At 60.1% G+C, this 21,238-nt stretch carries 19 protein-coding genes, 1 tRNA gene and 1 riboswitch; of the genes, 12 read left to right on the top strand and 8 right to left on the bottom strand.

Annotation, left to right across the window (positions count from 1 at the left end; all coding sequences use genetic code 11):
• Positions 1–145: 145 nt before the first annotated feature.
• Positions 146–766, top strand: coding sequence for a superoxide dismutase (locus HMPREF2975_RS11290; RefSeq protein WP_058237682.1), 621 nt, complete (start codon positions 146–148; stop codon positions 764–766).
• A 175-nt stretch (positions 767–941) separates the two neighbouring features.
• On the opposite strand, the gene HMPREF2975_RS11285 is transcribed toward HMPREF2975_RS11290, so the two are convergent.
• From HMPREF2975_RS11285 to tadA, 3 genes are all read right to left on the bottom strand, one after another.
• Complete coding sequence (locus HMPREF2975_RS11285) at positions 942–2,501, bottom strand: Ig-like domain-containing protein (protein WP_070728049.1); 1,560 nt, start codon at positions 2,499–2,501, stop codon at positions 942–944.
• An 817-nt stretch (positions 2,502–3,318) separates the two neighbouring features.
• Positions 3,319–3,407: transfer RNA gene (locus HMPREF2975_RS11280), tRNA-Ser, on the bottom strand.
• Between the two features lie 98 nt (positions 3,408–3,505).
• Positions 3,506–4,159 carry a tRNA adenosine(34) deaminase TadA gene (gene tadA, locus HMPREF2975_RS11275; RefSeq protein WP_227469386.1) on the bottom strand — a complete coding sequence of 218 codons (654 nt, stop codon included), beginning with the start codon at positions 4,157–4,159 and terminating at the stop codon, positions 3,506–3,508.
• Positions 4,160–4,243: 84 nt separating this feature from the next.
• On the opposite strand from tadA, the gene upp reads away from it, so the two are divergent.
• Entirely contained in the window at positions 4,244–4,882 is a 639-nt protein-coding gene (gene upp / locus HMPREF2975_RS11270) for a uracil phosphoribosyltransferase (RefSeq protein ID WP_070728044.1), read from the top strand.
• Between the two features lie 179 nt (positions 4,883–5,061).
• Here the strand turns inward: upp and HMPREF2975_RS11265 are convergent, their stop codons facing one another.
• The 5 genes from HMPREF2975_RS11265 to HMPREF2975_RS11245 form a co-directional block, all read right to left on the bottom strand.
• The gene (locus tag HMPREF2975_RS11265) at positions 5,062–5,955 is read right to left on the bottom strand and encodes a MetQ/NlpA family ABC transporter substrate-binding protein (protein ID WP_070728041.1); all 894 of its coding nucleotides are present in this window, start codon (positions 5,953–5,955) and stop codon (positions 5,062–5,064) included.
• A 236-nt stretch (positions 5,956–6,191) separates the two neighbouring features.
• Positions 6,192–6,935, bottom strand: a complete 744-nt coding sequence (locus HMPREF2975_RS11260; protein WP_058237956.1) for a methionine ABC transporter permease — start codon at positions 6,933–6,935, stop codon at positions 6,192–6,194.
• 2 nt (positions 6,936–6,937) lie between these two features.
• Entirely contained in the window at positions 6,938–7,930 is a 993-nt protein-coding gene (locus HMPREF2975_RS11255) for a methionine ABC transporter ATP-binding protein (RefSeq protein ID WP_070728038.1), read from the bottom strand.
• A 4-nt stretch (positions 7,931–7,934) separates the two neighbouring features.
• Positions 7,935–8,025: riboswitch (SAM riboswitch) on the bottom strand.
• Positions 8,026–8,086: 61 nt separating this feature from the next.
• Positions 8,087–8,542, bottom strand: coding sequence for a fluoride efflux transporter FluC (locus HMPREF2975_RS11250; RefSeq protein WP_070728035.1), 456 nt, complete (start codon positions 8,540–8,542; stop codon positions 8,087–8,089).
• On the bottom strand, positions 8,539–9,021 hold the full coding sequence (locus HMPREF2975_RS11245) for a fluoride efflux transporter FluC (RefSeq protein WP_070728033.1): 483 nt from the start codon (positions 9,019–9,021) through the stop codon (positions 8,539–8,541). Before HMPREF2975_RS11245 ends, HMPREF2975_RS11250 begins: the two co-directional genes overlap by 4 nt.
• A 74-nt stretch (positions 9,022–9,095) precedes the next feature.
• Between HMPREF2975_RS11245 and HMPREF2975_RS11240 the strand changes: the two genes are divergently transcribed.
• From HMPREF2975_RS11240 to HMPREF2975_RS12175, 10 genes are all read left to right on the top strand, one after another.
• Positions 9,096–9,929, top strand: coding sequence for a hypothetical protein (locus HMPREF2975_RS11240; RefSeq protein WP_070728030.1), 834 nt, complete (start codon positions 9,096–9,098; stop codon positions 9,927–9,929).
• A gap of 124 nt (positions 9,930–10,053) precedes the next feature.
• Positions 10,054–10,575, top strand: a complete 522-nt coding sequence (locus tag HMPREF2975_RS11235; protein WP_227469385.1) for a GNAT family N-acetyltransferase — start codon at positions 10,054–10,056, stop codon at positions 10,573–10,575.
• Positions 10,576–11,039: 464 nt separating this feature from the next.
• Positions 11,040–11,303: a glutaredoxin-like protein NrdH gene (nrdH, locus tag HMPREF2975_RS11230; RefSeq protein ID WP_058237674.1), complete on the top strand. Its 264-nt coding sequence runs from the start codon at positions 11,040–11,042 to the stop codon at positions 11,301–11,303.
• A 169-nt stretch (positions 11,304–11,472) separates the two neighbouring features.
• A complete protein-coding gene (gene nrdI, locus HMPREF2975_RS11225; RefSeq protein WP_058237673.1) occupies positions 11,473–11,898 on the top strand; it encodes a class Ib ribonucleoside-diphosphate reductase assembly flavoprotein NrdI in 426 nt (141 codons plus the stop codon).
• On the top strand, positions 11,859–14,012 hold the full coding sequence (gene nrdE, locus HMPREF2975_RS11220) for a class 1b ribonucleoside-diphosphate reductase subunit alpha (protein WP_058237672.1): 2,154 nt from the start codon (positions 11,859–11,861) through the stop codon (positions 14,010–14,012). The genes nrdI and nrdE overlap by 40 nt, the downstream gene beginning before the upstream one ends.
• Before the next feature lie 122 nt (positions 14,013–14,134).
• Entirely contained in the window at positions 14,135–14,758 is a 624-nt protein-coding gene (locus HMPREF2975_RS11215) for a hypothetical protein (RefSeq protein ID WP_141757426.1), read from the top strand.
• Positions 14,759–14,876: 118 nt separating this feature from the next.
• Positions 14,877–16,631, top strand: a complete 1,755-nt coding sequence (locus tag HMPREF2975_RS11210; RefSeq protein WP_070728026.1) for an ABC-ATPase domain-containing protein — start codon at positions 14,877–14,879, stop codon at positions 16,629–16,631.
• A gap of 44 nt (positions 16,632–16,675) precedes the next feature.
• Positions 16,676–17,575, top strand: a complete 900-nt coding sequence (locus HMPREF2975_RS11205) for a sulfite exporter TauE/SafE family protein (RefSeq protein ID WP_070728023.1) — start codon at positions 16,676–16,678, stop codon at positions 17,573–17,575.
• A gap of 231 nt (positions 17,576–17,806) precedes the next feature.
• Positions 17,807–20,299: a S9 family peptidase gene (locus HMPREF2975_RS11200; protein ID WP_227469384.1), complete on the top strand. Its 2,493-nt coding sequence runs from the start codon at positions 17,807–17,809 to the stop codon at positions 20,297–20,299.
• Positions 20,292–21,209 carry a ribonuclease H family protein gene (locus HMPREF2975_RS12175; protein WP_083314564.1) on the top strand — a complete coding sequence of 306 codons (918 nt, stop codon included), beginning with the start codon at positions 20,292–20,294 and terminating at the stop codon, positions 21,207–21,209. The genes HMPREF2975_RS11200 and HMPREF2975_RS12175 overlap by 8 nt, the downstream gene beginning before the upstream one ends.
• Positions 21,210–21,238: the final 29 nt, after the last annotated feature.

The raw sequence follows: 21,238 nt of genomic DNA, 5'->3' as shown, positions 1-21,238 counted from the left end.
CTGACAGAGTGGACGAGGGTGACCAGTAATTACCTCATATAAGTCATGCGAAAAGATTCGAAGGCCGATACCCTAAAGAAGAAGCATCTAGGGCTTAAGGCCCGGATGTGTGGCAAATCGCCTCGTCTAGAGCTAAGGAGCTGCCATGCCGACTTATACACTGCCTGATCTTCCGTACGACTACTCCGCGCTGGAACCGCACATTTCCGGCAAGATTATGGAGCTGCACCACGACAAGCATCACAACACATATGTGACCGGCGCTAACACCGCCCTCGAAAAGCTTGCCGAAGCGCAGGAGAAGGGCGACTTCCCCACGATCAACAAGCTGGAGAAGGATCTGGCGTTCAACCTCGGTGGCCACACCAACCACTCGATTTTCTGGAAGAACATGTCTCCGGACGGCGGCGGCGAGCCTGAAGGCGAGCTGGCTGAAGCCATCAAGGAATTCTTCACTTCTTTCGACGCATTCAAGGGACAGTTCACCGCAGCTGCGACCGGTCTGCAGGGTTCCGGCTGGGCAGTGCTCGCATGGGACACAATTGCGGAGCGCCTGGTGACGTTCCAGCTGTTTGATCAGCATCAGAATGTGCCCGTTGCGACGGTCCCGCTGCTCATGCTGGACATGTGGGAACATGCCTTCTACCTAGATTACCTGAACGTCAAGGCTGACTACGTCAAGGCGTGGTGGAATCTGGTGAACTGGCAGGATGTCAGCGAGCGCCTGGAGCGCGCTCGCGGTTTCAAGGGTCTGGTTGTAGCCTGACTTTCCGCTAACTGAATGCTCCGCGACAGCGCGGCGCACCACTGACCAAAGGTGCTCCGAAGTTTCATGCTTCGGAGCACCTTCTTTTTGCGGTTCACAGGCAGTGTGGCTCCTCGCCTGAAAGACGAGGAGCCACACTCTGCAGATCACCTGTGGCGGTGAACCGAATCGTTTACTAACGTCGACGACGCGCCAAGATCATGGTCGACGCACCTGCAAGCAGCGCGAGAGCCGCTGCAGCACCGCTCATCCCAAGATCAGCACCGGTACGTGCCAGTCCCTTCCTGTCGGCAGCGGGCTTGACTGTGATGACCTGGTCAACCTTCGTCAACGTGACCTGGAAGGTATCAAGCACCTTGCCGTCCCTGTCCAGCACAGTCACGGTAATGACATCACCGACGCGCGCACCGGAATTCGGGGTTACGGTGATGTTGCCATTGTCGTTGATAACAGCCGTTCCCGGTCCCTTGACCTGGACAATGGCACCATCGGCGACCGGGCCACCGTGGTTGGGAACAACGACAGGCTTGTCAGCAGGAGTTGTCACATCATCCCAGTTTGGTGCTGCCGGGCATGCAGCAGCGGCGATGTCGAATGTCCATTCGGTCTGGACCGGTTCGCCCGTGGTTTCATCCTTCTTCACGATGTAGAGAACAGGGTCAGCCAATTTAGCCGTCACCTTCATAAACTGGCCTTTTTCGTCCGGCTCACCCTTCGCATTAACGCGGGTCTCCTCGTAATTCCACACCGGATTGTCAGGATCCTCCGCCTTTGGCAGGTTAACGGTCGCTTCTTCACCGCACTTGTCCGGTTGGGTGGTGGTCGGTTTCTCAGGCGCAACTTCCTTCACATTGGACTTGACGTATACAGTCCACCCAGTCAGATCGTCGCCTTCGACCTTTTCAATCTCGTAGCGACCATTTGCGTTCACAACGCCGCCCGTGTCAGCAAACTTCGCATTCAACGCGTAGGTCTTGATGCGACCCGTATAAGGGCTGAAAATGTCGAGATCATTCCCGGAAGCTGCTCTGGTAATGGGCGTCTGAGTACGATCAGCATTGTATTCCGCGCTCGGATGGTGAACTGCGTTGCCCTTGAAGTTGTAGGTATTGACAGTTTTCTGGCGGCTTTTTCCTTTGAAGTTTTCTTCAGTCTTACCTTTATAGGTACGATTCAGTCCGATCTTGACCGATACACCATCCGCATCTTCGGGGTGAATGACGCCTTCAGTCAGAACGAATTCAAAGTCGGTGTTCGCCTGCTGAAAGATCGAAATATCGTCGACGTTGGTGCCAGCCACGGTCGAGTGGGACGTGGCAAGATCACGCGCAAATCCTTCTTCGTCATTCATGACGTGATAACACGCATCGATATGCACATCTACATAATCCGTACCGTCAACGGTGCGAGTTGACGGCGTCTTCACGACATACGACGACTTCTCGCCATACGTCACTTGAACATCTGCCCACTCATAAGCAGGAATTTGCTTCTCAGCCGCATCCGGACTCGTCTTGCCGTAGAGAGTGCAGTACATCCTCATCTTTTTGGAAATACCCGTACGCGATTGGTCGTACGTCCATCCCGGATTGCTGTCATACGTCTTCCATTTGAAGTTCAGCGTATAACTGCTCTCAGGCGGTTCTTCAGCTGCCTGTGCCACACTTGTCATGCCCTGCACACCTGCGACCAGCGCGAAGGCTGCAAGTGCGCTCAGTGATGCCCTCGTTTTCATTCTCACAGTAGCGAGTCCCTTCTCACACCAGATTGATGGTTAGGAGCATTTTACATTCCCAGTCCACAAAACCCAACACTTTGGTAGAAATGGCCCTCTCGCCAGAGCACCGAGGGCCGCTCGAATGGCCGTGTTCGACTAATGAGTGTAGCGGCATCGTTGCGTAGATCGTACGGGGAGGGATGCGCCACGGCCTGGTTCTTCGGGTGATGTGTGCACGTTGCCCTCACTCTTAGGCTCTGTGGTGCACAATCCCCTCAATCTTAGGGCGGCGTGTGCACGAACCCCCTGATCAACAGTGGATGGGGGCGCCCTCGTCAATTGCCATGCGGGGTGCGGGCGTGTACTGACAGACCTGGCCCCTGCCGACTCGCAGGAGAGGGCAGGAGCCAAAGAAGGGTTAATTGCCAAAACGTGGTGCTCCGGTTGAGTGTTTCGGCTTGCCAGGTCGGCGTTTCCTGGTGAACTTATGTTTTTCGGGGTTAAGTCGTGATGATTCTTGATTTCTTGTGTTGATTATGATTGGTGAGGAAATCCCGTCAGACTCGGCTGTGCCCGGTGTGCAGTCAGCCGATAAAGAAGAACTGTAAGACCGCTGCTGGCGGCGTGACACTGTTCGTTTTGTCGTGGCCGCTGTCTCGATTGCCTTGTCGCTGTGTCTGTGTGGCTAGCAGTGAGGGTGTCAGGGGATTCTATCGAAGTCACGACAGCGGCAATCTATCGGGTGATTTTATTTTGGAAGTACCACGTAGGTACCACGCGGGCGATTCTCTGAACCGCCAACCCTGACTTTTCGTTGGTATCTTGCGGTTCTTAATGGCGGTAGCGCTGGGATTCGAACCCAGGGTGGCTTATCACCACACAGCATTTCGAGTGCTGCACCTTCGGCCGCTCGGACACGCTACCTCGGCCAGTCAGATTACACGAAATCCGTCGACCAACGCTACTTCAGCAGCGATCTGGCGGCTAACCGTGGCCAAAAACACGTTGCCGGGTGCCCGTCGTCAGGATCGTTTGCGACCTCGCAGGCGCACTCCTTTCGGGAGCAGATTCTCACCAGGCGATGCGGGCGGCACTGTCGTATCAGGGCCGTTCGGCGTCTTCCTCGTTGATGATGAGCGGGAGGCCGGCGGGAGTGCGGCAGCGGCGGCCGAGTGTGACGTGACTCGTGGGGAGCGACCTTCATGAAGCGCATCTGAGCGCTTCTCGAAGAAGAATCCTTTGAGCTGGACTTCCACTTCCTGGCGCAGAACTCCGCCGATCACTTCCACTGTGCGGTTCAGACGAGCGTCACGCACGACGTCGCGGAGCGAACCGGCAGCTCCGGCCTTGTCGTCCCACGCGCCGAATACCAGGCGGTCGACGCGCGAGTTGACCACCGCTCCGGCGCACATCGTGCAAGGCTCGAGGGTCACAACCAGGGTGCATCCCGCAAGGTTCCATGTGCCCATCGCGAGGCCGGCCTGACGCAGCGCCACAATTTCAGCGTGAGCACTGGGATCGTGGGTCGTTTCCCGCTGGTTCCAGCCTGACCCTATGACCGTGCCGTGCGGGTCCAGGACCACCGCTCCGACAGGGACATCGCCCGCTTCGCGGGCACGGTTCGCCAGAAACAGTGCGCGTCCCATCGCCTGGGACCATGATTCGTCGACCGTCACGAGGTAAGCCTACCGCGCCAGCGGAGAAGGACAACAGTAACGACTCGATCGCCTCAGGCATGTCCGGCGCGGTACGCTTGAACCATGCACCTACATGTCGCTGATCATCCGCTGATTGACCACAAGCTCACTGTTCTTCGAGACAGCCGCACTCCGTCGGCAACATTCCGCCAGCTCGTTGACGAACTCGTCACCCTGCTGGCCTACGAGGCAACACGTCACGTTGCCGTGAAAGATATCGAAATTGAGACTCCCGTGTGTCCCACCGTTGGGGCACGACTGTCCGATCCACGTCCGATTGTCGTTCCCGTCCTACGTGCAGGCCTCGGAATGCTCGACGGGATGACTCGCCTGCTGCCCACCGCCGAGGTTGGGTTCCTGGGTATGAAGCGTGACGAGGATACGCTTCAGGTTGAAACCTATGCGAATCGGCTGCCGGACGACCTGTCGGGCCGTCAGTGCTTTATTCTGGATCCCATGCTCGCCACCGGCCACACGATGGTAGCCGCGACGAACTACCTGCTGGAACGCGGCGCCCGTGATGTGACGTGCGTATGCATTCTGGGGGCGCCAGAAGGCATTCATGAGGTGGAAAAAGCCGTGGGTGATCGCGCTGATGTCACCGTTGTACTCGCCGCCGTTGATGAGGGCTTGAACGAGAAGTCCTACATCGTACCCGGCCTGGGCGATGCCGGCGACCGCCTGTACGGCATCATCGACTAAGGAAAATGTACTGATGGGGGCGGCACACTTCCGTTCGCGAAGGGCGCCGCCCCATCTGTTATGAAGTTTCTCCCTTGAGTGGCAGCTACCGCGTAAAGCAGTGGCTGCCGTTACTATCAGGAGGACAGCCCTATCTGGCACTGCTCAGCACACTGTCTGGAGCAGTGCCAGCAAGCTGCTTAGAACGCGGGAAGGACGGTGCCGTCTGACCAGTTCTCTTCGAAGAAGGTGCGGACCTCGTCGGAGTGCAGCAGCTCGTCAAGCTTCTTCACACCTTCGAGCTTGTCACCAGACAGATCTTTCTTCCACACGAGCAAGTTGGTGTACGGGCTTCCCTTACCCTGCTCGGCAACCAGTGCGTCACCATTGATGGTCAGGCCACCTTCCTGCGCGAAGTTACCGTTGATCACGGCGATGTCAACGTCAGACAGTGAACGTACCAGCTGTGCGCCTTCGGCTTCAAAGAACTCGAAGTTCTTGAGCTTTTCAACAGAGTTGATGTTGGCTGCCTCGTCACCCTCGGCAATCTTGACGAATCCGTTGGCTTCAAGCAGTTCGAGTGCACGACGCTGGTTGGTCACATCAGAGATGATGCCGATCTTGCCGCCATCGGGGAAATCCTTCAGGTCCTTGATCTTCTCGGAGAAGATACCGAGCGGCTCGATGTGGACGCCCTCGCCCTGGTCGAACTCATAGCCGAATTCCTTGACCTGGTCATCCAGGAAGTTCGGGGTCTGGTAGAAGTTCGCATCCAGGTCACCGCTGTTCAGCGCAACGTTCGGCTGATGGTAGTCGGTGTACTCGACGATCTCCAGGTTAATGCCAGCTTCAGCAGCCAGGTTGTCCTGAATAAAGTGCAGGACTTTGGCGTGAGGTGAAGGGCTGGCGCCGACGGTCAGGTTGATGACGTCACCGCTTGCGCCGCCTGCTTCGCCTGATGCTGCTGCGTCAGCCGAGCCGCTGGTGGCTGATTCCGTTGAGTTGCCGCCGCAGCCTGCCAGCGCGAAGGATGCTGCCAGGCCGCACACTGCGAGGGCCTTGAAAGAGCGTGTGTTCAGATGAGATAGACGCATGAGAGTTTCTCCAATCATGTTGCCGGTCTGTCGATGCAAACCGTTTCTATATTCGGAATGGTCAAGTTTTCAGGTTTTTTCAATTGCGCTGAAGCATGTGAGATGAACGAGGGCGACCTTCCCGTTGATGCAATGCACTCCTCATGTTGCAGGCGTATTGCGGATCAGATGCGACGGGTGCCGCGCATGAAATCTGATGCGGGCAGTGCCCGCGGTGTGTGCCGGCTGGTAGTGCCTCAGCGGTGGTCCACCAGCCGGCTGATCATGTCACCCATCATCTGGATCACCTGGACGATGATGATGATCGCAACGACTGCGCACAGCATGACGTCGGGCATGAATTGGTTGTAGCCGTAGTTGATGGCCAGCTTTCCAAGGCCACCGGCACCGACCGCTCCGGCCATTGCCGAGTAGCCGATCAACGTGATCGCCAGGACTGTCACCGACTGGATCAGGGCAGGCAGAGCTTCGCGAACCTGGACACCCCAGTAGATGCGCTGGTTGGATGCGCCCATCATTTGGGCTGCTTCAATCTTGCCGCGTGAAACGGCCAGCACGTTTGTTTCCACCAGTCGTGCAAAGAACGGGATGGCACCAATAATCAGGGACGGCATCGCGGCTTTCCAGCCGAGCGTGGTTCCCACCAGGAACCTGGTCAGCGGCACAATCGCGATCAGCAGGATGATGAATGGGAATGAGCGGCCGACGTTGACGATCACGCCGAGGATCTGGTGCACGATGCGGTTGGGCGTGAGCCCGTGGCGCGACGTGTTGACGACCAGCAGGCCAAGCGGCAAACCGAAGATCACGGTCACCAGTGTGGCGACGCCGGTCATCACGAGTGTTTCCCACACTGCCGGCAGGAACTGCTTGGTCAGTGCCGGGTTGTCACCCCAGGTGGGTTTGTCTGCTGCAATCGACATCATGGCGGACTGAAATTGTGCAACACCGATGTGGGCAGCAAGCAGTACATGATTCATGATCATGCCAGCCTTTCAGTCGCGTAGATACCTTGGTCATGAAGCTGTTGAAGGATCTGCTGAGTGTGGTAGCGCGGCACTGACAGCGCCAGGCGTCCCACCTGTGTTGATCCGATGGACTCGAAAACCCCTGCGGTCACGTCGGCACCCATCGACGCGCTCATGTTGAGCACGCTGGCACCGGTGGGCACACCGGGGCTTGAAGTGAAAATCAGGTCCAGCAGCGCGCGGTCTTCCGGGATCACGGCATCGTCCACGTTCGGCAAGGGGACCAGTTCCTGAGCCAACGGCGAGGACGGATCCTTCATGATCTCTTCGATCGTTCCACTCTGGAGGACGCCGCCGTGGTTGAGCAGTGTCACCGAGTCACAGATTTCGCGTACAACCGCCATTTCATGCGTGATGATCACAATCGTCACACCCAGTGAGTCGCGCAGGTCGCGCAGCAGATCGAGGATCTGGCCGGTTGAGTCCTGATCGAGTGCGGAGGTCGGCTCATCACATAGCAGCACTGCCGGAGTTCCAGCCAGGCCGCGCGCAATGCCGACGCGTTGCCGCTGGCCCCCTGACAGTTGCGACGGATAGGAGCCGCCGCGTCCCTGCAGCCCCACCATGGTCAGGAGTTCTTCAACGCGCTCGTCGATTTCTTTCTTCGGGCGACGCGCAATCTGCAGCGGGTATGCAATGTTTTCTGCCGCCGTGCGCGCATCGAGCAGGTTGGCTGCCTGAAACACCATGCCGAAGTTCCGGCGAGCCTGACGCAGTTTCGCTCCGCGCAGCTGAGTCATGTCAACGTCGTTGACCACGATTTCACCACTGGTTGGGCGTTCGAGGGCGGTCAGACAGCGGATCAGTGTGGATTTTCCGGCCCCCGATTGACCCACGATTCCGTGAATCGAGCCCGCATCGACGTGCAGCGTCACGTCATCAAGTGCGACAACGTCATTCCCGCCGCGCAAGTGATACACCTTGCGTACGTCGTGAAGGTCAATCATGGTTCCTCCATCGGTCCTGGCGGAAGCACCCTCTCCGTGACCGGGGGTTGCTGCAGCGTCATCGAGCCAGGTCTCTTAGCTGCTCTGGATGGTCGATCACTACTTTAAAGTGTCGGCGCGTTTAGAGCAAACGGCGCGGCCCAGTCGTGACCATATTCACCCGCCTGCACTCACCGTGGCCAGAGCAAACATCGCAATCGAAGCAGCAGCCGCCCCCACAATGACAGCCACCACGCATAGCGCCCACACACCGACCAGCAGGCTCGCACCAAGGGCCGTGCGGTGGCTTCGCAGCACTTCACACACATCAACGACGGCGGTGGAAAACGTCGTGAACGCACCGAGGAACCCCACGCCGATCACCGTCCACCAGTGCGGCCATGTCGTCAGAAACGTGAATGCGCCGGCCAGCAGGCATCCGATCACGTTGACCGCCGCGATTCCACATAGTGGACGCAGGAGCTGGGCGCGCGAGCCGGGCACGTGCCGTGTTATTGACGAGGCAGACGTCGGCGCGTTCAGTCGCCGCGTGATTGCTCCCGACAGCAGCCACCGACAGGTGGCCCCACACCCGCCGGCAAGGGCGGTGAGTATCCACATCAGCGCGCTCATGGCCGCGCCTTTTTTCCGAGCCACCAGCCGGCAGTGGCGACACCTACCCCCAGGACAAGCAGGCCGAGGGTAATGGCACTGCCAGCAAGGATTCTGCCCATCGCGCCCGTCGTGGTGTCGAGCGGAGGACTGTGGACGAATGTGACTGCGCCAAGCATCATGGTCGAATATGTAGTCAGCGCCCCGCACATACCGGTGCCGATCAGAAGGTTGACGCGAGCGCTCAGCCACCGGCCCGAGCCTGCGCAAAAACCGAGGATAAGCGCGCCCGCAAGATTGCACGCAATGGTCGACCACGCCAGCACCAGCGCCGATGAGGCGGGATGTGCCGCCGCAATATGGTCAAGACTTGCGCGGACGAGGGTACCGATCATGCCACCGAGGAACACGCACGCAATGTCAGCCAGGCGTGCGCGCGAAAGTGCAGGCGTGCGCCGCGAATGGGACTGGTCATCAGAGGCGGTGTGCGCGGATTCCACACGGTCATCCTAACGCCACGCGTGCCATCATGCCGGCGCGGTAGGGTGAAGTAACCGAGGTAAGGAAGCCAACCATGACACGCGTTTTTTCCAGACGCCAGGTTCGCACCTGGTTCGCAGGGGCCGCATCAGGAGCACTGGCATTCACGCTTGTGGCCTGCTCGCCGGACACGGGCGGCAGCGGCGAAGACTCTGGAGCCTCCAGCCAGTCATCCGCCCCTGCCGCCGAACGATCAGACGGCGCGCAATCCGGTGCGCAATCTGATGAGGCAGATGGGGACTCCCTCGCCAATGAAGCTGAGTTAACGGAAGAGCAGGTGGACGCTGCAGTTGCCGCACCATTGTCTGACGGTCGCACCCTCAAGAACGTTCCCGAGGGTGAGGGCGGTGACGGCGCTGACACCAAGGCGGACCCGACCGGCGCGGCTGAAAGTGATCTGCCACCCGAGGCGATAGAGCCGACTGCGTGCGCGTCGATCCTGTGGCGGCCTCATACTTTCGGAGCTCTGAGCGCCCAATGGCCCCACCGCAGTCTGTATCTTCCGCAGGAAGGCGACGAGCAGGCAGCCGATATGAAGGGGGTTTTCGTTGCTGTCGCACCGTCGGGTGACGAGGCAGCAGAAGCAGTGACTGCCGTTGAGGATCTGGCGGCGCAGTGCTCGCAGTACACGGTCATGATTGGTGGTGGGGCGCCTACGACGCTGGCGTTGTCCAACTGGGATGATGCGGCGATCTCACAGGGATGGGTGCTGGAAACCAGTACGCAGGCTGAGGCGACGGAGCGTGAGGTGACCGTCGGGGCACGCGTTGCCAACGTGCTCATTTCGGTAGGTCCGCAGCCGGCGGATCGTCTCGATGAGGCGAAAGCGCTTGTCAGTCAGATCGCCGGGCAGTTGACGAACCAGTAACGGAGCCTGATGCGTCAGGCTCGGGTCGCCTCGCGCGCGATGCTGTGGATTCGGCTCGTGCCCCGAGTGTGTAGTCGAGGTGAGTTCGCCCCCAATGAAGCCCGCCCTCAATCAAAGGAGAACTATGACTGACATGACGGCAGATTCGACTCCCCTGATGACCGAACGCCTCAGCCTGCGGCCACCACAGGACGCAGACGTTGACGCTGTCTTTAAGATTCACTCGGACCCGCTGACCTACAGACATCGACCGGAGCTCACGATGAAAGACCGTGACGAGGCCGTGGAACTGACGTCCGCGTGGCAACAGGATTGGCGCCAGCACGGCATCGGTTACTTTGTCGTGTTGACTTACGGAGGTGAAACTATCGGTTTCATTGGCGTGCGACATGCGGTCGAGGGTGACGAGACGGTCCTGAATCTCTACTACCGCTTCGCGTCACAGGCGCAGGGCAAGGGGTACGCGACCGAAGCTGCCAGTGCCGCACTCGAATGGGCACGCGACCGCCACCCACAGCTCCCGATCGTGGCGATTATCGACCCCGCAAACACAGCCTCGGCTCGACTTGCTGAAAAGCTCGGACTGCGCCTGGTCCCCGGTGCCGGGGAGGCGGGAGATCATGAAGTCTACCGGCTCCAAGGCTGAGCGAAAGGGACTGTCCCGCAATGAGGGGTCTGACAGCAGGGCCCGATGGCGTTTGAACGATGGCCTGGGACACCGCTGCAGCGCCCGAATGCGCCTATATAGAGGTACGACAACCAGTCCGCCACCCTAGATATAGGGGCGACACGCCGAAGAAACGCAACACGCCTACTAGATATATGGATTGCGCACCACGCTGGGATTCCATCTATCCACAGGCCCGCCCGGAGTTTAAGCTGTCAGATACAGGCCCGCCGATCGCTGTCCACAGCCTGTCCACAGCGCGATGCACACCATCAGTCAGACACAACATGTAGTGGTCACTTGCACTTGGCGCCACAAGGTGTAGTGTTAATACATCAACGGAGCCACTACGGCTCGGGGCATCAAGCAGGCGCGCAGGACGCGCACCGAACCTGACGATCCCCACCACCTCACAGAGCGCATAGAAGAAAAAGGAGCATCCCATGACCATCACCGTGTACTCGAAGCCGATGTGCGTGCAGTGTGATGCGACCTACCGTGCGCTCGGCAAGCAGGGCCTGGAATACACCTCGATCGACGTGACGCAGGATCCCGAAGCACTCGAATACATTAAGGGACTGGGCTACCAGCAGGCACCCGTTGTGATCGCCGGCGAGGACCACTGGAGCGGCTACCGCCCCGACCGCATCAAAGCTGCTGCGGCAATGGCTGCCGAGGCTGCACCGCTGCGGGTCGCCCAAGCCTGATCACCGCGTGAAGCCCGGCCACCTCGCAGGTGTCGGGCTTTTCCCATGCACAGGTCAGACGCGGAAGGCACGACCGACGGTTCACACCATCCACGGCGCATGCCTCCCTCGGCCCGCAGGCTCACACACTTAACCGGCTCTCACGTCCATATAAGGAGATTCCTCAGTCATGGTGGAGATCGTCTACTTTTCGTCGGCGACGGGGAACACGCGCCGTTTCGTCGAAAAACTGGGCTATCCGGCGCACCGCATCCCTCTTCACCCGCATGATGAATTCCTGCACGTTCACACCGACTTCATTCTGATCACCCCTACCTACGGCGGGGGAAATATCAAAGGAGCTGTGCCCAAACAGGTCATCAAGTTCCTCAACGATGCCACCAATCGCTCATATTGCCGGGGAGTGATCTCTTCAGGCAACACCAATTTCGGACCGGCGTACTGCTTGGCGGGCGATATCATCTCTGCAAAGCTACACGTTCCCCATATGTATAAGTTCGAGCTTCTCGGCACGTCCGAGGATGTCTCCCGAGTCCGCGAAGGATTGAAGGAATTTTGGTCGAAAATCTCACCGACACCGGCCCAGAAGAGTTGAGCACTGACCTCGACTACCATGCGCTGAATGCCCAGCTCAACCTGTATGACGAGAACGGCAAGATTCAGTTCGAAGCGGACCGTCAGGCGGCTCGCCAGTACTTTCTCCAGCACGTCAACAAGAACACCGTGTTCTTCCACGACCTCGAAGAAAAACTCGAGTACCTGGTGCGCGAAGGCTACTACGAGGGCGACGTGCTCGAGCAGTACGAGCCTCAGGACATCAAGGACCTGTACAAGCAGGCCTACGCCTACAAGTTCCGCTTTCAAACGTTCCTGGGCGCATTCAAGTACTACACGTCGTACACGCTGAAAACATTCGACGGCAAACGGTACCTGGAACGCTTCGAGGATCGCGTTGTCATCGTGGCAATGTACCTGGCGCGCGGCGACATCGAACTGGCACGCAAGCTCATCGACGAGATCATGTCAGGACGTTTCCAGCCGGCCACACCCACCTTCCTCAACGCGGGTAAGCGTGCGCGCGGCGAACTGGTCTCCTGCTTCCTGATCCGCGTCGAAGACAACATGGAGTCCATCGCCCGAGGCGTGAACTCCGCTTTGCAGCTGTCCAAGCGTGGTGGCGGCGTGGCACTGTCACTGACGAACCTGCGCGAAGCGGGCGCACCGATCAAACGCATCGAGCATCAGTCCAGCGGTGTTGTTCCCGTGATGAAACTGCTGGAAGATTCGTTCTCCTATGCGAACCAGCTGGGTGCGCGCCAGGGCGCGGGAGCCGTCTACCTGCACGCCCATCACCCGGACATCATGTCCTTCCTGGACACGAAGCGTGAGAACGCGGACGAGAAGATCCGTATCAAGACGCTCTCCCTGGGTGTCGTCATCCCGGATATTACGTTCGAACTCGCGCGCGCCAACGAGGATATGTACCTGTTCAGCCCCTACGACGTCGAACGCGTCTACGGCAAGCCGTTCAGCGAAATTTCCGTGACCGAGAAGTACCGCGAAATGGTCGATGACGGGCGTATCCACAAGAAGAAGATCAACGCCCGCCGCTTCTTCCAGACACTGGCTGAAATCCAGTTCGAATCCGGCTACCCGTACATCGTCTTCGAAGACACCGTCAACCGCGCCAACCCGATCAAGGGCCGCATCACGATGTCGAACCTGTGCTCGGAAATCCTGCAGGTCTCCGAAGCCTCCGAGTTCAACGAAGACCTGACGTATTCGCACGTGGGCAAGGATATTTCGTGTAACCTCGGATCCCTGAACATTGCCAAGACGATGGATTCGCCCAACTTCTCGCAAACCATCGAGACGGCGGTTCGTGGCCTGACAGCAGTGTCCGACCTGTCCAATATCCAGTCCGTCCCCTCCATTGCGCGCGGCAACGCCATGAGCCACGCGATCGGTCTGGGACAGATGAACCTGCACGGATACCTCGCGCGCGAACGCGTGCACTACGGCTCCGAAGAAGCACTCGACTTCACGAACATGTACTTTCTGGCCGTGGCGTTTGAGGCGATCAAGGCGTCGTGCATGATTGCGCGCGAACGCGGTGAAAAGTTCGTCGGCTTTGAAGATTCCGACTACGCCAGTGGCACGTACTTCGACAAGTACATCAACGGCACGTGGGAGCCGACAACGGATAAGTGCCGTGAACTGCTCGCCAAATCCTCGATCCACATTCCGACCCAGGAAGACTGGAAGGCACTGGCAGCGGACGTGGCGAAGTACGGCATGTACAACCAGAACCTGCAGGCCGTTCCTCCCACCGGGTCGATCAGCTACATCAACAACGCGACCTCGTCGATCCACCCGATCGTCTCCAAGATCGAGATCCGCAAGGAAGGCAAGATCGGCCGCGTGTACTACCCGGCGCCCTACATGACCAACGACAACGTTGAGTACTACGAGGATGCCTACGAAATCGGCCCTGAAAAGATCATTGACACCTACGCGGTTGCCACGCAGCACGTTGACCAGGGACTGTCGCTGACACTGTTCTACCCGAACACCGTGACCTCACGTGACGTCAACAAGTCCTACATTCGTGCGTGGCGCAAGGGCATCAAGACCATGTACTACATGCGGATCCGTCAACAGGCTCTGGAAGGCACCGAAGTCGAAGGCTGCGTTTCCTGCATGTTGTAGGCATGCGCCAGGCTTTCAGTTCCTCGGCTCTTTGAGGCATCTGCGGTCGCCCTCGTCGATTTTTCACCTTCGACGAGGGCGACCCATGTTTTACAATGATCGTGAGCCTAAGGAGATTTGCCGTGCCGATGTATCAATACGCCACCGATGACAATGACTCGAAACGTTTCGCACCTGATGCTGAGACCGATGAGGCCTCATCCGCTTCACAGTCCCACGCCTCCGATACATCAACTACCCGTCAGACCAACGCCGGCCCATACGAGTCAGCCGGCAGTTCCGGGTCCGGAGACTCAGCAGGATCCGCAACGGCTTCACCGTCATCGTGGCAAAGTTCGGCTCCCCGCTACGGCGCACCGGACACGCATCCGCGATCGGGAGGCACGCCCCAGGGCCAGTACTCACCGTGGACGCCTCAGCAGCAAACTGACGGCCCGCAGGGACCTTACTGGAATGAGCATTCCTCCCAGCAGGTCTACACGGAAATTGAGTCGAATGGGCTGGTGGCGCTGATCCTTTCCATCGTCTCGTTCTTCACGCTGGGCATACTGCTGTCGGTGCCGATGTGGATCTGGAGCCAGTCGATGATCAACAAGGGACGCAGGGCAGGTCTGCCGGTTCAGGCGATGTCACGTGCCCGCATTGCGCGCGGTATCTCAATTGCGGTCACCGTCATCTACATCCTGCTCGGTATCGTCTGCGTGGTGCTGGCCATAGTCGTCGCGATGACGGATCCACAGGTTTAGGCATCGACGAGGGGTCCCATGCGCGGCTGACTTGAGACTGCCGCCAAAGCAGCCGATGGTGACAAACCCGGCGCAGCTGACGTTCGTGTCCGGACGCGTGAAGCCGTAGGCTGGGATCATGACTCCTCGACCCCATACTCCTATCCGACGTCGTTCCGGCACCGATCGAGACATGATTGAACTGCTGCGCCGCCTGGACGGAAAAAGCTACGGCTCCTACAAGTCAGCAACCGGAGACTGGGATTACGGCGACTTTTCCATCGCCATTGACCGCGTCCAGTCCGACCCGTACGCACCGCCATCGGCTGTGCGCGTGATTGCCTCACCACAGACAATGGGGATCCCCGACGACTGCCTGTCCACTCACACCCAACGCGTCGCCAGCGCCGACTTCCTGCTGCGCTCTTTTAGCCACGCGATCCGAAAAATGTCCGGCCAAGGATCCGGAGGGGCCGGTCATGGCTCCCCTGTCCAGGTCGCACGCACCGGGCAGGAAATCCTGGAGCGCTCAGCCTGCACCGTGATGCCTGACCGGGTTGAGCTGCGATTCCAGGTCCACATGCCGGCACGTGGGCGCACCATTCAGGGTCTGACAGCCGCCCGGATCTTTGACCAGGACGTGCCAGACATCGTGGTGGAAACCTTCGACTTTGTCTCTGACCAGGCCGACCGGCACCTCGACGAACTGCATCAACACGTTCACACCTACGAGGATTACCAGGCTCTTCAGCAGGCCCTGGTCGACAACAACTGGGTCACATTCGTGGCTGATCATGCGATTCTCGCGCGCAGATCCGGCGTTTCTGACCTGCCGATGGAGGACGCCGTTCCATTCAGCTCACCGGAATCACTGCGCCGCACAGTGACCTTGCCTCACGCCGGCGAGGTGTCCGGCATGGCGCTCGAGCCGGGCGTGACCGTCATTGTGGGCGGTGGCTATCACGGTAAATCCACCCTGCTCGCCGCGATTCAACGCTCGGTATACGCCCATGTTCCTGCAGATGGCAGGCAATTGGTGGCGACGACGCCCTCGGCAATGAAAGTGCGTGCAGCTGATGGGCGCCCGGTGACGGGCGTAGATGTCTCCGCCTTCATCGCGCATCTGCCGGGCGGTGCGGATACCAGCGACTTTTCCACGCAGAATGCCTCCGGTTCAACCTCCCAGGCCGCAGCCATCGTGGAGGCGGTCGAATTGGGCAGTCCACTGCTCATGCTGGATGAGGACACGTCAGCGACGAACCTGTTGATCCGTGATGCGCGCATGCGTCGCCTTGTTGCGGCCGAACGTGAACCGATCACGCCGCTGGTGGACCGCGTGCGCGCCCTTTTTGATCAGCGCCACGTCTCCACGCTGATGGTCATGGGTGGGTCAGGTGACTACCTCGACATCGCGGACTGCGTGCTGATGATGGACACCTATCAGTGCCGGGATGTCACCGACCAGGCTCGTGCGGTGGTGGCGGAGATGCCGCGCGAACGCACAGATGAGGAGGACTTTCCGGTGGGCAGGCCGCGTGTGCTCATGCGGGATCGAGGCAATTCGGGTCGCGGCAAGCCGAAGACCAAGTCGGCGGGCCTCGATACGATCACACTGGACCGACACACCGTGGACGTGTCCGACGTGGAGCAGATTGTGGATGCGGGCCAGACTGAAGCGATCGCGTGGGCGTTGCGCACCGTGCTGGATGACCTCGCAGACGGTGAGCACTCCATCGATCAGGAGCTGGAGCGCCTCGACGAGATGATCGGTGAGCAAAGCCTGGACGTGTTGACGAAGGATCGAGGCAGGCCGTGGCCGGCGTTCCTGGTGCGGCCGCGTCCCATTGACATCGGTGCTGCCGTCAACCGGTATCGCGCTCTGACCATGCGCTGAGCTGGGCGGGTGGTCAGGTCAGCAGTCAGGGCAGGTCAGGTCTTGTGGGTATTGCAGCGCTTCTCGCCATCACCGTCGCAGGGGTGGTGGCCGGTGCGATCAACACGATCATCGGGTCAGGGTCACTAGTCACCTACCCGGTGATGGTGCTGCTCGGCGTCCCCCCGATCAGCGCCAATGTGGCGAACACGGTCGGTTTGGCACCCGGCGCAGTGGCCGGCGCCTATTCCTACCGCACATTCATGCACGAGGGAGACTCCGCCGCTGCTGTTTCTGCGCCGTCAGCATTTACTCTGTCGCGCGGCCGCATCAGTGGCCTGTCGCTGTGCGCCACTGGCGGGGCGCTCATTGGTGCCGGCCTGCTGCTGCGCGTATCTGCCAGCACGTTTACCCTCATCGTGCCGTTCCTTATTGCCCTGGCGACTGTCCTGGTTGCGTGCCAGCCGCGCCTTGCCCGGATGGTGAGCGCACATGATGACGGCTCGGGGGCGCTGCCCGTGTCCTCTGCGCGACTGGGTGTACTGGCTCTGTTGGTGGTGTGCGGCGCAGTGTATGGCGGGTTCTTTTCCGCTGCTCAGGGGATCATTTTCCTGGCGATTCTGGGAGTTTTCCTGCCCGGCAGCATCCATACGCACAACGCTCTGAAGAATCTGCTGCAAGCGATCGTCAACGTTGTCGCAGCGTTGTTCTTCATTGTCGTCGCCATCGCAGTGGCTGCGGGGGCGCAGGATCCGACGCTATCGGTCACTTCACCCCTGTCCGGCACTCTCGATACTCGCACGTGGATCGCTGCTGCCTGCGTGGCGGTCGGATCGCTCATTGGTTCTCCGCTGGGAGCGTGGATCGGTGTGAGGATTCCGGCGCGAGTGCTGCGAATCAGCGTGGTGATCTTCGGCGCGTGCATGGCCGTTCTTATGGCAGTGCGCGCGTGCACAATCCCCTAAAAAGTCGCAGTTTTTTGCACAATCCCCTAGCTAAACAACGGACGGGACCACCCTCGACAATCCGAACACCCCGCGACCTGCAGCTTTCAAAACGGGGCGGAAATGCGGCGCGTTAGATCTAGGGGATTGTGCATCCTGAAGGGTCAGATTTAGGGGATTGTGCACCTTGGGGGCTTAAATCTAGGGGGTTGTGTACCTTGGGGGCTTAAATCTAGGGCATCGTGCACGCGGATGACACGAGGCTCGGCCCGAGGCAGCACCTCCAGCCCTGGCGCCCGCATCGAACCGGCGCGCTGTCAAGCGTCTACACTGACAGCCATGCACCACTCTTCCGCGCCATCTGACAACAAACAGCACCACGACGCAGGCATCCAGCCGCCGCGAGCGCAGGCTCAGCCACCCGTTCCGCCGCGAGCACAGTCCCGGCCATTGGATCCGCCGCGTTCCTTCCACGGTGATTCCTTCGCAGATCCCTTCCAGTGGTTGCGTTGCGCGGACGACCCTGCAGTCATCGACCTGGTGGAAAAGGAAAACGCGTGGGCCGATCACGTCACGGCTCCGCTGCGCGCGCTGAGCGACACGCTGGTCAGCGAGTTCAAGGCGCACACCGTTGAAACCGATGTCACCGTACCGATCCGCATCGGCCAGTACTGGTATTTCGATCGCACCGAAGAAGGCTCACAGTATGTGTCTCATCAGCGCGTGCCGGTCACCCTCGTCAATGACGAATCGCCAGCGCACGTCGACGCCGCCCCACTTTCTCCGCCCACGATCCACGCCGACCGTCCCGCTCCGGGTGAGGAAACCGTCATTGATGAGAACGCTCAGGCTGCGGGCGAAGAGTTCTTTTCTGTGGGCGAGTGGGCGCCCAGCCCGGACGGTACGCGCGTGGCGTGGCTCAAGGACACGAGTGGAGATGAGCGCTACACGCTGGTGGTCACGGATATTGCCTCCGGGCGCACGGTCGATGAGCAGGTCACGAACGTTGGGTACGGCGTGGCATGGTCAGCTGATTCAGCGTCGGTGCTGTACACGCGGGTCGACGATGCCTGGCGCGCATGCCAGGTGTGGCTGCACGTCGTAGGTGAGGATCCAGCGCACGACCGCCGCCTTCTTGACGAGCCGGATGAGCGTTTCGAAGTCTACTTTGAGCAGGCACGTGACCCGAACTGGGTGGTGATTACGTCGGCTTCGACGTCCACCAGCGAGGTATGGCTGTGGCCGACCCTCCAGCCGCACCACATGCCGGTCAGCGTCACAGGCCGCAGACCGGGCGTCCTGGTCAGCGCAGAACCGGCCGGCGATCACCTCCTGTTGATCCACACCGCCGACAGTCGCGAAGGCAGCCTCGCCATCGCACCGCTTCCGCAGGTCAGGGACGAGGGAGGCGCTGCCGAATCGGTGGATTATTCGACGTGGCACACGCTGATCGAGGGTGACAGCCAGGGACCGCGCCTGCTGGATGTGGAGGCGTATGAGTCGATGTGCGTGATCTCGATGCGTCGCGATGGCCAGACCTGGCTGGAGTACATGACGCGCACCGCTCCCACCACGCCCGAAGCCGCCGCTGCGAGTGCGCGTCAACATCGTCCCGACTACGCGCAAATCTGGTCCGAGCCCCGCGCGGTTCTGCCCGGCGCTCACGATAACGGTGCGGTCCTCACGATGAACACTGTGGGTCAACTGGACTGGCACGACCGGCTGATCCTGGTTGAATGCCAGTCGATCACGCAGCCGCCTCGCACGGTCGCCGTGGATCCTCGTGACGGATCCGCACACGTCCTGCGTGAAAAAGCAGTGCCCGGGTGGGATGCCGAGCAGCGCGCCGGCTATGTGGAAGAGCGCGTGTGGGTCACGGCCCGTGATGGCCACACCCGTATCCCGGTCACACTGGTGCACCGCCGCGACGCTGCGTGCGATGGACGTGCAGCAGGCTGGCTGTACGGCTACGGCTCGTATGAGATTTCCAACGACCCGGAGTTTTCCGTGCTGCGCCTGCCGGCCATTCAGCGAGGCGTCGTGTTCGCCCTCGCTCATATTCGTGGCGGCGGTGAGATGGGGCGCTGGTGGTACGAGGATGGCCGGCGCGAGGTGAAAACCCATACGTTCACCGATTTCATCGACGTGGGGCGCTTCCTTGTCGACGCCGGGTGGGTAGCGCCACACCGCCTGATCGCGGAGGGACGTTCGGCTGGCGGCCTGCTCATGGGTGCGGTGACGAATATGGCACCTGACCTGTTCCGGGTGATCTTGGCCGGCGTGCCGTTCGTTGACGCACTGACCTCGATCCTTGATCCCTCGTTGCCGCTGACTGTCGGTGAATGGGAAGAGTGGGGCAATCCGATTGAAGATCGCGAAATCTACACCGTTATGAAGTCGTATTCGCCGTATGAAAATGTTGCCGACGGCGTGGAGTATCCCGCGATTATGGCCTCCACCAGCATTAACGACACGCGCGTGCTCTTCGGTGAGCCGCTGAAGTGGGTGCAGCGCCTGCGCCAGGCCACTGCGGGCAATACGACAGCGGCGGGCCGTGCATCTGAGCTGGGCAGTGCAGCCGTCACAACCACATTTGCCGGTCAGAGCGACCCGACTGAGCGCCCGATCATCATGCGCACCCAGATGGTTGCCGGACATCGCGGCCCGTCCGGACGTTACGGGCATTGGGCCTCCCGCGCCGAAGAGTTCGCTTTCGCCCTCAGTCAGGTGGGAATCAATGAGTGAATCGTCAGATCCGATCCGCGCTGCCGTCGACGGCTCATCGCTTGGAAATCCAGGACCTGCCGGATGGGCGTGGGTCGTGGACCGTGACCACTGGGATGCCGGTGGCTGGCCGTCAGGAACGAACAACCTGGGCGAGCTGACCGCCGTGTTGGAGCTCCTGCGCGCAACCGACACGGATGAGCTGCGCGGCAGACGCCTGGAAATCCTGGCTGATTCACAGTACGCCATTAACGTCATCACCAAGTGGGCACCGTCGTGGAAGAAGAAGGGGTGGCAGAAAGCCGACAAGAAGCCGATCGCGAACCTCGAGGTCATTCAGGAGATTGACCGGCTCATCGCCTCACGCGATGCACACTTCGCGTGGGTGCGCGGCCACGCCGGACATGACCTCAACGAGCTGGCTGACACTCACGCGCGCGGCGCGGCAGAAGCGTACCGCGATGGTCGAGCCCCCGAGCCGGGCCCAGGTTTCGCATCCGTATCCGGCTCAGGTTTTGAGTCCTCACCAGGTTCTGGTTGTGCATCCCCGATTGACGAGGGTGACCCGCCCACCGTTGACTCCGCAGCGACGATACGGCGTCGGCAAAAGAGTCTGATCCGCGCGTGGGCCAGCCTCAACGTCAAGGAGCTTGGCACGTATGAGGCGGGAGGTGCCCGCATTATTGACCATGAGGGACACGATCGCTTAGAGCTGCGTGATGTGCCGATTCGTCCAGGCGAGTCGTGCCGGGTCAGTCGCATCGAGATCTGTGAGAGCGGCGCGAACATGTGGATCGCTACCTTTACGATTTCAGGCAGCGATGCGACGTGGCCAGGCACAATCCGCATCACTCACGTGTGGGCAGGATCCAGTGCTGACACGGCGCGCGTCATCTGGCAGCAGTTCACGCCCGTGGTCGACGCCGGCTAAGCCAGGCCGGCACGAGCGCGACGGTGCGC

Origin of the sequence: Actinomyces sp. HMSC065F12 (genome assembly GCF_001814535.1) — a bacterium.
Classification (GTDB): Bacteria; Actinomycetota; Actinomycetes; order Actinomycetales; family Actinomycetaceae; genus Pauljensenia; species Pauljensenia radingae_A.
Note: the sequence above shows the minus strand (reverse complement) of the source record. Positions and strands in the feature narration are given on the sequence as shown.

Coding starts and splice junctions, on each gene's coding strand:
- HMPREF2975_RS11260 (WP_058237956.1), bottom strand. CDS start 6,935: ATGAATCATGTACTGCTTGCTGCCCACATCGGTGTTGCACAATTTCAG.
- HMPREF2975_RS11285 (WP_070728049.1), bottom strand. CDS start 2,501: ATGAAAACGAGGGCATCACTGAGCGCACTTGCAGCCTTCGCGCTGGTC.
- nrdI (WP_058237673.1), top strand. CDS start 11,473: ATGGTGGAGATCGTCTACTTTTCGTCGGCGACGGGGAACACGCGCCGT.
- nrdH (WP_058237674.1), top strand. CDS start 11,040: ATGACCATCACCGTGTACTCGAAGCCGATGTGCGTGCAGTGTGATGCG.
- HMPREF2975_RS11265 (WP_070728041.1), bottom strand. CDS start 5,955: ATGCGTCTATCTCATCTGAACACACGCTCTTTCAAGGCCCTCGCAGTG.
- HMPREF2975_RS11235 (WP_227469385.1), top strand. CDS start 10,054: ATGACTGACATGACGGCAGATTCGACTCCCCTGATGACCGAACGCCTC.
- HMPREF2975_RS11240 (WP_070728030.1), top strand. CDS start 9,096: ATGACACGCGTTTTTTCCAGACGCCAGGTTCGCACCTGGTTCGCAGGG.
- HMPREF2975_RS12175 (WP_083314564.1), top strand. CDS start 20,292: ATGAGTGAATCGTCAGATCCGATCCGCGCTGCCGTCGACGGCTCATCG.
- HMPREF2975_RS11290 (WP_058237682.1), top strand. CDS start 146: ATGCCGACTTATACACTGCCTGATCTTCCGTACGACTACTCCGCGCTG.
- HMPREF2975_RS11255 (WP_070728038.1), bottom strand. CDS start 7,930: ATGATTGACCTTCACGACGTACGCAAGGTGTATCACTTGCGCGGCGGG.
- HMPREF2975_RS11210 (WP_070728026.1), top strand. CDS start 14,877: ATGACTCCTCGACCCCATACTCCTATCCGACGTCGTTCCGGCACCGAT.
- HMPREF2975_RS11250 (WP_070728035.1), bottom strand. CDS start 8,542: ATGAGCGCGCTGATGTGGATACTCACCGCCCTTGCCGGCGGGTGTGGG.
- upp (WP_070728044.1), top strand. CDS start 4,244: ATGCACCTACATGTCGCTGATCATCCGCTGATTGACCACAAGCTCACT.
- HMPREF2975_RS11200 (WP_227469384.1), top strand. CDS start 17,807: ATGACACGAGGCTCGGCCCGAGGCAGCACCTCCAGCCCTGGCGCCCGC.